The organism is Shewanella sp. 30m-14 (genome assembly GCF_052977125.1).
Window position 1 is genome coordinate 19251 of record NZ_JBRILW010000040.1, and the last position, 11802, is coordinate 31052.

The 11802-nt window shown below is 42.8% G+C and carries 10 protein-coding genes and 1 tRNA gene; all 11 read right to left on the reverse strand.

Annotated elements, in window-relative coordinates; translation table 11 throughout:
• Positions 1-243: 243 nt before the first annotated feature.
• Entirely contained in the window at positions 244-1122 is an 879-nt protein-coding gene (gene hflC / locus ACVBIU_RS19855) for a protease modulator HflC (RefSeq protein WP_447162428.1), read from the reverse strand.
• Positions 1123-1125: 3 nt separating this feature from the next.
• Positions 1126-2268, reverse strand: a complete 1143-nt coding sequence (hflK, locus tag ACVBIU_RS19860) for an FtsH protease activity modulator HflK (protein ID WP_447162429.1) — start codon at positions 2266-2268, stop codon at positions 1126-1128.
• Positions 2269-2317: 49 nt separating this feature from the next.
• Positions 2318-3613: a ribosome rescue GTPase HflX gene (hflX, locus tag ACVBIU_RS19865; RefSeq protein ID WP_447164593.1), complete on the reverse strand. Its 1296-nt coding sequence runs from the start codon at positions 3611-3613 to the stop codon at positions 2318-2320.
• Positions 3614-3633: 20 nt separating this feature from the next.
• The gene (gene hfq / locus ACVBIU_RS19870; protein WP_447162431.1) at positions 3634-3912 is read right to left on the reverse strand and encodes an RNA chaperone Hfq; all 279 of its coding nucleotides are present in this window, start codon (positions 3910-3912) and stop codon (positions 3634-3636) included.
• Between the two features lie 93 nt (positions 3913-4005).
• On the reverse strand, positions 4006-4932 hold the full coding sequence (miaA, locus tag ACVBIU_RS19875; protein ID WP_447162432.1) for a tRNA (adenosine(37)-N6)-dimethylallyltransferase MiaA: 927 nt from the start codon (positions 4930-4932) through the stop codon (positions 4006-4008).
• Positions 4922-6841, reverse strand: coding sequence for a DNA mismatch repair endonuclease MutL (gene mutL / locus ACVBIU_RS19880; protein ID WP_447164594.1), 1920 nt, complete (start codon positions 6839-6841; stop codon positions 4922-4924). The genes miaA and mutL overlap by 11 nt, the downstream gene beginning before the upstream one ends.
• 17 nt (positions 6842-6858) lie before the next feature.
• Positions 6859-8181 (reverse strand): N-acetylmuramoyl-L-alanine amidase, encoded by a 1323-nt coding sequence (locus ACVBIU_RS19885; protein WP_447162434.1) that lies wholly within the window; start codon positions 8179-8181, stop codon positions 6859-6861.
• Entirely contained in the window at positions 8165-8632 is a 468-nt protein-coding gene (tsaE, locus tag ACVBIU_RS19890; protein ID WP_447162435.1) for a tRNA (adenosine(37)-N6)-threonylcarbamoyltransferase complex ATPase subunit type 1 TsaE, read from the reverse strand. Before tsaE ends, ACVBIU_RS19885 begins: the two co-directional genes overlap by 17 nt.
• A 90-nt stretch (positions 8633-8722) precedes the next feature.
• Positions 8723-10201, reverse strand: coding sequence for an NAD(P)H-hydrate dehydratase (locus ACVBIU_RS19895; RefSeq protein WP_447162436.1), 1479 nt, complete (start codon positions 10199-10201; stop codon positions 8723-8725).
• Between the two features lie 191 nt (positions 10202-10392).
• Positions 10393-10848, reverse strand: coding sequence for a hypothetical protein (locus ACVBIU_RS19900; protein ID WP_447162437.1), 456 nt, complete (start codon positions 10846-10848; stop codon positions 10393-10395).
• Between the two features lie 769 nt (positions 10849-11617).
• A tRNA-Gly gene (locus ACVBIU_RS19905) sits at positions 11618-11717 on the reverse strand.
• Positions 11718-11802 lie beyond the last annotated feature (85 nt).

Genomic DNA, 11802 nt, shown 5'->3' on the forward strand with positions numbered 1-11802 from the left:
TTCTGCATAAAAAGCACGCATCAGCACCAACAAAAATGCTCATTTCTTGTAGCAGAACATTCAAAAACATTTCATTCATTGTCTACTAAATTAGTAACTTAAGTCATATTAATGAATTTTTGCAGACTATAAGATGATAGTTGACTGAATAGGTAGGAATTAGCGTTAGCTGCTAAAGTAGATTAAATTTGCATAAAAAAAGGCCTAACTTGCGTTAGGCCTTTTTATACATCTTTAGGAAAATTATTTTCCAGATGCACTATTCATGTATCTAAAGAACTCACTATCAGGTTCTAGCACCATGACGTCATTGTTACCAGAGAAACTTGCTCTGTAAGCATCTAAGCTTCGCATAAAGCTAAAGAACTCAGGATCTTTAGTATATGCATCTGCATAAATCTTAGCCGCCTCAGCATCACCTTCACCGCGAATAGTCAAAGCTTTACGCTCAGCTTCTGCAGTTTGAATCGTCACACTGGCATCAGTCTTAGCACGGATAATTTCCGCTTGCTCTTGACCTTGAGCGCGATGCTCTTTAGCCACAGCTTGACGTTCTGCACGCATACGCTGGTAAATACTAGTACTGACGTTTGCTGGTAAGTTAATTTGCTTAACACGCACATCGACGACTTCAATACCTAAGTCTTGAGCACTCTCAGCTGCATTTTTAAGTGCATCTGATTGCAATTCATCGCGGCTTCCAGAAACAATTTCTTTAATCGTTCTACGGCCAAACTCGGTACGAAGATCGTTATTGATCTTACGCTGTAGCAAGGTCTCTGCGTTAGCCTTAATACCACCGTTGGTAGAAAGGTAATAACGTTCAAAATCTTTAATGCGCCATTTCACGTATGAATCGACCATTAAGTCTTTTTTCTCAGAGGTTACAAAACGATCTGCTGCACCATCCAGAGTTTGCACTCGCGAATCCATAAACTTAATTTTATCAAGCATAGGGATCTTCAAGTGAAGTCCAGGAGCATAAACACGCGTCACGCCGTCGTCTTTAAGTACCTTACCAAATCGAGAAACGATGGCACGCTCGCCTTCATTCACAACTAAAAGTGAAGATAAAGAGATCGCAATAAGTACCGCTACGATTATCGCTGTAAATCTACCCATCACTTAGTTCCTCCCCGACGGACGTTCACCTCGAGATGGGCGACCATCAAGAGGCATGCTGTTATTATTAGTTGTACTATTTACTGACATAACAGGCGTTGCCGGTTTACTCTTAGTGCTTGAAGAATTATGTGCTTGGTTATTCTGCATCAGCTTATCTAACGGTAGATACATTAAGTTACCGCTATTTTTAGCATCAATAAGTACTTTGCTTGTACCGCTCAGAACTTCTTGCATCGTATCAAAATACATACGTTCACGAGTCACTTCAGGTGCAGCTTGATACTCAGGTAATAGCTGTTCAAAACGAGCCACTTTACCTTTTGCCTCTAAGATTTCTCTTTGCTTATAAGCTATTGCTTGTTGATCCATACGCTGCACAGTACCACGAACCTTTGGCTCTAACTGGCGAGAATATGCTTCAGCTTCACGAATAAAGCGCTGTTCATCCTCTTGTGCTGCAATAGCGTCATCAAAGGCATCTTTCACCTCTTCTGGCGGACGTGCAGGCAAGAAGTTCACATCAACAACCACAATGCCTAATTTATAAGGCTTGATAATTCGCTCAATTTCATCCCATGTATCACGACGAATTTTATCTCGACCCGTAGTCAAAATATCATCCATAGTGTTATGGCCGATAACATAGCGAAGCGCACTATCTGTTGCTTCACGCAAACTAGAGTCTGCATCAACTACGTTATACAAATAATTTTCAGCGTTATTCACTCGATACTGAACATCAAGCTGAACAAGAACGACGTTCTCGTCGGCTGTCAGCATGCTTCCAGAAGCCGGAATTGAGCGAACGGTTTGTACGTTTACTGGTGTCACTTCATCAATAAAAGTGGCTTTCCATTGAAGGCCTGGATCAACTTCACCAATATATGCACCGAAACGGAGCTCTACACCTTTCTCAGCCTCTTTAATTGTATAGAAGCCAGAAAGGCCCCATACAACAACGGCAATAACAAGGACTATTATTAAGCTGACACCGCTAACGCTGCCACCTGAGCCATTGCCTTTCCCGCCGAAGCGCTTAGAAAGATTACGAAAAACTTCATCTAGATCTGGTGGTCCTTTATCATTACCACCCTTATTTCCCCAAGGGTCTTGACCCTTGTTACCGGGCTCGTTCCAAGCCATTTAGTACTCCATAAGTGTATGAAATAAACGAGATTACTAAAATACTTAATTATGCGACGACGGTGTCGACGACAAAAGTCTCTATTTCACCTTGGCTCTGTTTTACGAGTCGGCGCCAATCGGCCTCCAACAAGCGAACAGAAATCATACAGTCCCCCAGATCGTCATACTCTTTCTGCTGTATTACATCCAGTTTATAAAACTGGCCGAGATAATGCCCCGCCGAAGCAGGGATTTGCAAGGTTAGCTCTCGAGTTGCCTTACCAACGAGTTGGTTAATCGCCTCTTCAACTAATTCCAAGCCTTTTTGCTGCTGAGCAGAAACCCAGACTCTAATTGGTGTCCCCTCATCATCGTAGTCGATGTGAGGTTTTACCTCATCCAATAGATCGATTTTATTGCATACGATCAACTGTGGAATGTCTATAGCATCGATCTCTTTAAGCACGCTTTGTACTTGCTTAAAGTTATCCCCCATTTTTTCATCTGCACTATCGACCACATGCAGAAGTAGATCTGCCTGCTGTGTTTCTTGCAGTGTTGCTTTAAATGCCGCAACTAAATCGTGGGGTAAATGCCTAATAAAACCAACGGTATCAGCAAGAATCACATCACCGTCTGGTAAATCTAACTTACGTAAGGTTGGATCCAGCGTCGCAAACAGTTGATCAGCAGCATAGACATCTGATGTCGTTAAACCATTAAACAGTGTCGATTTACCCGCATTGGTATAACCCACCAAAGACACTGTCGACATCTCGCTGCGCTGTCTTGCTCTACGACTTTGACCTCGTTGTTTATCGACTTTATCTAAACGTTTATTAATCGTGCGGATCCGGCCTCTCAATAGACGCCTATCGGTTTCTAATTGAGTTTCACCTGGACCACGAAGACCGATACCACCTTTTTGTCGCTCTAAATGCGTCCAGCCTCTGATCAAGCGCGTTGACATGTGGCGCAATTGCGCTAGCTCCACTTGTAACTTACCTTCGAATGTTCTCGCTCTTTGAGCAAAAATATCCAAGATCAAAGTTGTTCTATCGAGTACACGGCACTCGCATAGCTGCTCAAGATTTCGTTCTTGAGCCGGACTTAATGCGTGATTAAAAATCACGACATTTGCATCAGTTGCCGCAACCATCGCAGCCAACTCTTCCGCCTTACCTGAACCCACAAAAAATCTGCGGTCTGGTGAACGTCGACTCGTGGTAACGACTCCTATAGATTGAGCGCCAGCCGATTCAACCAGAAGTTTTAATTCATCTAGGTCTTCTCGGTTGTTTTCATCAGCAAAGTCGATATGAACAAGTACCGCTTTCTCTCCCGCCTCATAACGATCAAACAAAAAGCAATCTCCTTAGCAAATTACTTCTCATCGCTATCGTCATGCTGAGCGTTATAGCCAGCTTGACCATTTGTCGGCTGATGGTTAGTCACGTTAAATGGACGTGAAGGTACCACAGTAGAAATGGCATGCTTGTAAACCATTTGGCTTACTGTATTTTTAAGCAAAATAACAAACTGATCGAAAGACTCAACTTGTCCTTGAAGCTTAATGCCGTTAACAAGATAAATAGATACTGGAACGCGTTCACGACGCAAAGCGTTCAAAAACGGGTCTTGTAAAGATTGCCCCTTTGCCATTTTCTAATTTCCTTTTTAATTAAAATTAATAGTTATTCTAATACGATAAAACGTTATCTTTGGTTTTAGTATTATACAGCGGTAGCCAATAAGCTAGCGACTATGTCGCATTACTTCCGCGAGATTATTTTCAGCTCCGCTTTCTAGCCATATTAAATCAGGCCAACCACGTAACCATGTTAATTGACGTTTGGCTAATTGCCTAGTAGCAACAATAGCTTTTTCGACCATAGTATCATAGTCAATTTCACCATCTAAATACTGCCAGCACTGCCTATATCCTACGCAACGCATAGATGGCAGTTCTAAATGTAAGTCGTCTCGAGCTTTTAAAGCCTCAACTTCAGCAGTAAACCCTTGTGTTAGCATGGTCTTAAATCGAGTTTCTATAGCCTTATGTAACACCTTTCTATCACTTGGCGCAATCGCAAATTGCACCGCTTCGTAAGGGAATGCTTCAGACTTAGTCTTAGTTAGCTCAGTTAGAGATTGGCCACTGATCCGATATACCTCTAGCGCCCGAGCGAGTCGCTGTGGATCATTTGGATGAATTCGCTCTGCTGAAACAGGGTCTATCGCTTTTAATTCATCGTGTAATGCTTGCCAACCTAACTCTTGTGCTTCGCTAGCGATCTGCGCTCTAATCGCTTCATCAGCCGCAGGAAGCGGTGATAAGCCTTCTAGCAAGGCCTTAAAGTACATCATGGTGCCACCAACCAGCAATGGCGTCTTTCCACGATTCAAAATATCTTCAATCTGAGCCAATGCATCACGTCTAAAATCTGCCGCAGAATAACTTTCCGCGGGATCAATAATATCAATCAGGCTATGGGGAGCCGCAGCTTGTTCACCAGCGTCTGGCTTAGCGGTACCGATATCCATATCTTTATAAATCAATGCAGAATCCACAGAGATAATTTCACAGTTATACTGCTTAACAAGCTCAATCGCTAATGCGGTTTTACCAGAGGCTGTTGGGCCCATTAAGGTAATAACTTTATGTGATTTTTTATCGGTCACTCTGATTTTCTTTCATCCATTGTTCCCAAGGTAAATCTTGGGATTGATTATAAAGCTCGCGCTGCACATCATCAGGCAAGGTATTTAGGGCAAACCATGCTTCACCTGCTGAGGTAAATCGATTCGCACCTTGTTCAGCAAGCCACTTAACAACCGCAGCATCACTTGGTAATTCTAATTGAATCCACTGCAATAATTCAGGGATTAAAACAGCTAATTGACTATCTCTTAGATATGGGGGCACTTTCTTAATAATCAACTGCCCAAGGCGAATTGATAACTCAACGCCTAACTTTCGCAGTAACTGCTCTCGATTGTCTATAATAGCTTGCCAATCATCATCAACTGCAACGGCGACCGGCATCAATAAAGGCTGACCAACGAGCCCTTGTGCAAACTTAGCTGCGATCTCGGCTTTTAGCGCCGCCTTTGCCACTATGGTAATGCTTAATAACGATATTTTATCATCTTTAACTAGCACCCAATATTCTCCAGCGATAACCGCTGGCATATTTGCCGCATGCGCGTGCGATATCCCACGCTGGTATTCTACAGAAGGATCAATGCTAGACCGAGTTGACTCTTGCTCATATTGATGAGCGTTTAAATCACCACTATTTGGCGTATTCGTTTGTGTACTTAATAATTCCCCGTAAGCACGAATACTACTTTGAGATGGTATATGAACCTCATTATTTCTCGCGGCAGGTTTAAGTGGGCTTCGATAGCTTGAATTGCCACTCGAATAATCACTCTGACGGGTAACAGAATGACTATCACGTACACCATAAGAAGCCGATGGCTTAGGTTCAATATTGGCTGAATACTGAGACGTGCTTACCGCCCCTCGTGTTGGGGTCACTTGCCTATCTGGCATTTGCTGCAAGTCAGATTCTGTATTTAGCCCAAGCTCCATAGATTGAGACATTGCCGATTGCAGCGCCTGCAAAATAAAGTCGTGCACATAACGGCTTTGGTGAAAACGCACTTCATGCTTAGCCGGATGCACGTTAACATCGACCTGATGTGGGTCGAGATCAAGCATTAACACATAACCAGGAGACACACCTTGGGCATACTGCGCAAAAGCTTGACGTACAGCGTGGTTAACCAGTCGGTCTTTCACCAAACGTCCATTAACATAAAAGTATTGAGTTTCACTGTAGCCGTTTGCAGCACTTGGCGATTGCAGATACCCACTCAAACTTAAATCATTGTGCTGACACTCAATCCGCAGGCAAGTCTCAGCAAATGCTTTGCCGCAAACCTGCCCTAAACGTTGAAGATACTGGATCTCAGTATTCGCGGGTCGGTAGTTTCGTACCGTCTTACCATTGTGTTTAAGGGTAAAATGAATATCTCGCCTTGCCAAAGCAATACGCTTTAACCACTCATCGATATGAGTAAACTCTGTTTTGTCACTCTTTAAGAAACGACGTCTTGCTGGCGTATTAAAAAACAGATCAACCGCTTCAACCGTGGAGCCTACAGGGTGTGCAGCCGGCAGGACTTTTACCGCCATTTCAGTGCCTTCGGCATGCGCTTGCCACGCCTCGGTTTGGTCAGCGGTTCGTGAAGTTAAGATTAGACGCGATACCGAGCTAATACTCGCCAATGCCTCACCGCGAAAACCAAAACTTAGAATGGCCTCTAAATCATCGAGTGACTTAAGCTTTGATGTTGCGTGCCGTGACAGCGCTAAACTTAAATCCTCTTTAGGGATCCCAGAGCCATTATCACGGATCCGAATAAGTTTACTGCCACCTTTATCAATCTCAATATCGACCCGTGTAGCACCAGCATCAAGACTATTTTCAACTAACTCTTTAATGACAGATGCTGGACGTTCTACCACTTCACCTGCTGCGATTTGGTTTGCTAATTGAGGCGGTAACTTTTCTATAGCCATGGTTTACTCTTAACAGCCTAAGCTCTGGGGATAATCAGTCTCTGACCGATTCGAATGCTATTTGATTTAAGGTTATTGGCCTTTTTCAAACTGTTTATTGAGACCTGATAACGATGGGCAATAACAGATAGCGACTCTCCACTGCGAACCTTATGCTCAACACTGCTTTTACTGGCCAACATTGAGTTCACTGGCGGGTTGGCTTCAAAATACTTCACTACGCCTTTATGAATGGCTTTAGCGACATTATTTTGATGATCGCGTTGCGACAACAAGCGCTCTTCTCTGGGATTAGAGATAAAACCTGTTTCAACCAAAATAGAGGGAATGTCCGGCGATTTGAGTACAGCAAAACTTGCAGATTCAGGCTTGCGTTTATGCAGCTTGGTCACCCGTCCTAGATTTGATAGTACATCTCCAGCTATGTTATGGCTTATCGCCATAGAACGATCCATCGACATATCTAATAATGTCATCGCAAGATACTGTTCATTATCTGTATTTTGTATAATCTCTCCGGCGCCACCGAGCAGCTCGGAATGTTTCTCTTTTTGCTCTAACCAGCGACCAATCTCACTGTTGGCACGGCGCATTGACAATACCCATACCGAGGCACCTTGGGGCTGAGGAGAGGTAAAAGCGTCGGCATGTATAGAGATTAAAAGGTCTGCTTTACTGTTACGAGCAATTTCAGAGCGCTTATTTAAGTTAACGAAATAGTCCCCTGTACGCGTCATAACAGCGCGCATACCAGGAGTCGCATTAATCTTTTTAGCGACCTTTTTAGATATTTCTAATACTAACTTTTTTTCATATATACCCGTCGGCCCAATAGAGCCAGGATCATCACCGCCATGACCTGCATCAATTGCAATAATGACATCTCGTAATTGATTTTTTGGCTTACTAACTGGAGGCTTTTTTGCTGTAGAGCCACCGCTATCTAAATCAACCACTAAACGATTACCGTATGGGGCAGTTGCTGGCAGTGCAAATAAGTTAGCTTTTACTGGCTTAACCAGATCAATAACTAAGCGCAAAGTCCCTTTTTCTGGTGGCGTGCTCTTACGCACCTTTTTGACGAGTTTACTGTTGTTTTTAATCTTATTTAAATCAACTTTGTTAGATGATTTTTTTAAGTCAACAACTAAGCGATAAGGATTTGTCAGCGTAAAATAGCTATAATCAGGGGACTGGCTCAAATCAAAAACGATACGTGTTGACTCTGGCGCAGCCCAAATCCTTACGCTGTCGAGCTTATTCGCACTCTGCGCAAAAAATGAAGCACCAAAACTCACAAGAAGTAAAAATACTCTAAATATATTACTGTTTATTATCATTATTATTTAGGGCCGCTAATATTTTTTCGCCTGCAACAGAAAGCGCCTGTAACTCAACTTGTCGTCCAGTATTAACATATTTAATATGGATATGTATATCAGCACCCGGTAATAAACCATGACCACGGTCAGGCCACTCTACAATACACAAGCTGCGCTGAGTAAAGTAATCACGGATCCCCATAAATTCTAATTCTTCTGGATCATATAAACGATAGAGATCGAAGTGATACACATCTAACTTATCTAGCTCATAGGGCTCAACCAAAGTATAGGTTGGACTTTTTACAGCCCCTTGATGCCCCAAACTTTGAATAAGTCCACGGCTAAAGGTCGTCTTACCCGCACCTAGATCACCGCTTAAATAAACAGTTAAGGGAGGCGTGATAAGGCTCGCAAGCTTTCCGCCTAAACTAACGGTTTCTTGTTCATCATTTAAATTTAATATCATTGATTGCGTATTCATTATGAATCGAAAAGCGTCCTAACTAAAACAGAGCGTAGAATGCAGTACTTTAACCTAATCACCTAGCTTTCTAAACTAGATTTCATTAACTAACTGACGAATATATGGCATCAAATCACTGGCTAACATGCCACGCTCACCTGATTTAGCCGCTAAATCAGCCGCATCACCGTGGATCACAACGCCCAAACAGGCCGCTTCCATACTGCTGTAACCTTGGGCCATCAGCCCACCTATCACACCGGCAAGTACATCGCCGCAACCACCACTGGCTAAACCAGGATTTCCCACAGGTGCTACAACACACCTATCACCATTGCAGATAATGGTTCCAGGGCCCTTTAGGACGATGACACCGCCATATTTCTGCTGGAGTAGCCTTACGGCCTTAAATCTATCCTGCTCAACTTCAACAATGCTAAGACCAAGCAACCTCGCCGCTTCTCCAGGGTGAGGTGTCAACACCCAATTCTTGCGCGTCATAGGCATAGTTTTTAGCAGATTTAAACCGTCCGCATCGATAACACATGGTTTATCTGTCAGATCTACGGCCTTAAGCAAGTTATAACCCCAATCACTGGTACCAAGTCCTGGACCTATAACCAATACTGAAGCCCAACCTAACTTTAGGTAAACCTCCATATCGACCAGTTCACAAGCCCAAAACATCAATTCAGGCCGATTAGCACTCACTATCAGTTGGTGATCAGGTCTAGAAATAACAGTCACTAAGCCCGCACCGCTTCTTAAGCATCCTTCAGCGGCTAGGCGAACAGCTCCAGCCATACCATGATCGCCACCTATGATAGACACTTTACCGTTATTACCTTTGTGAGCGTCTCTTCTACGCGGTACAAAAGCATTGACTAATGTTTGACGACTTATCTGCTCTGCACTTGCTAGCGTTAAAAACTTATCGAGCCCTAACTCTGCAAGAAGTAACTCTCCACAGTAATGACGGGCTCGACCAGTAAGCAAGCCTTGCTTAATACCTGCAAAAGTCAAAGTCACATCAGCCTCTATTGCACAGCTCGTAACGTGGCCAGTATCAGGATTGAGCCCAGATGGAACATCCAAGCTTAGCACCCAAGCATGACTTCGGTTTACCGCATTAATAATGCTCGTCAGCTCAGCACTTAGTTCACCTAAAACCCCAGTCCCTAATAGGCCATCCACAATAACCATTGCCTGTTCAATCTCTGTCTCACTAAACTCACAGATCTCTCCACCAGACTTGATGAAGCATTGAATAGCCTCTGTTAGCTCTTCACTCGGACGACTCGCTGTACTTGCTTGTAAGGTAACGTCAAAACCCGCCTCCAATAACAAAGCAGCCGTGACATACGCATCAGCGCCGTTATTCCCATGACCAGCAAGAACAAGGATCTCATCGGCATTGGCTTGCTTTTCACTTATTAACTGAAATGCCGCCGCTCCGGCTCTTTCAACCAATTGATATAAGCTAACGTTACCAAGATTAACGGCATCAATTTCAGCAGTTCTAACTTGCTCAGCTAGAAATAAAGGCGTTGTCAGTAAGTTTCGCTCGCTCATATTTAAGCTCCTAATCGAGGGTCTGTGTTTAATTTAGTAGCTTAAAGGCCTTGGCTTAAGTGCAAATGAATCAAAAACTGCAAATAGATAAGCTAATGTTGATCTACCGCAATTATAGTTAAGCAAGTTTTAAACAATAGCGATCAAAAAAGGCACCTCTCGGTGCCTAATTGCCAAGCTATTGCAAGTCACTAGATATCATCCATTCTAATACTGCTATGAACTAAGCGCTGTTGCTGAATTTTTTCGACTCTAACTAAATCTTCTAATGCGCCTTTAGTTTCTGTATTAGCAGAAGAGTTAGCAGTTTTCTCCAACAACGCAATCAAACGATTGTCGAGATCAAGATGCAACTCTAATACATCATCTTCTGTCATATTCGCGGGCAAGGTTAACTTTTGGCAGTTAGCGATAAAATCTTCAAAAACCACATCTTTATACCAAGTATCAAGCACTTTTTTAGGAGCGTCATCGATATAGTTTTCTAAGTTATCGGCTGTTTGGCGCTCATGCTGTTGAAAATACTCCAGCATCAACTTAACTCGCGAAGAGTCTGCTTGAGCATGTAAACGGTTATAAAGCTGTGCCATTTCTATGCGGCATGTTGCGACATAATCTAAAAGTTCGCTGAGTTGTTGAATACGCATTTATCGTTCTCCTTAGTCAGCCACTTGATGTGACAAGACTAAATTTTAGTCTTAATTAATTATGGTAGGAAAAGTCGACTAAATATTTGAACACCGTCAAAGTTTGGAAATACCAATATCGCTTAGTTTAGACATTATTAAAGAAACTGGCGCTCGATCACGCCAAAAACTCCCCCCTCCCCAAAAAATATCTGCAACTAAAGGTTATACTTTGATTTTCAGCCCAGAGCATATCTCGTACACCACGCTACGAGTTCTTTGTTCGAACATCATCGACCCTATATCGCAAAACATTTTAAGCTTTGTTTCTATTGGGTTTTGGGTTTTGAGTTGTTTTTTTGTTTGGATTTAGATTTGGGTTTTGCTTAGGGGTCTTGTTAGAGGAAGGCTGGAGCAGCTGCGGATTTAAACTCGAGTGATCTAAGCCTAAGTAATTTAAACAGCAATGGGTTCGAACTCGACTCCTTCCACGAACAGGTCTATCCCTTAGCAAAAAAGGGAATCAACATTTTCTACGAGCACAACGAGGCTAAGTTTGTTTTGGATATAGTTAAAAAGGAGTTTTCGTGAGATAGGAAGATTGGAGCGAGCTTCTGACTTAAACAAGAGTGGGTTCGAAGCGGCTTTCTATAACAAGCAGACCTATACCTTGGCAAAAAAGAGGTATCAATATTTTCTACGAGCACAACTGAGCAAATGCCGCATGAACATATAAAACTTTGTTTTATTTAATTTTGAAGTTTAAACAGGATATTACATGGAGGAAGATTGGAGCGACATATCGAGTTCGAAACAAACAACCGATGACTTATACCTTGGTAAGGTATCACCCTTTTGCTCTAATAAAGAGTCAACTGAGCTAATGTCGCATAATCTTTTTAAATTGGAGCGACATATCGGGTTCGAACCGATGACCTATACCTTGGCAAGGTATCGCTCTACCAACTGAGCTAA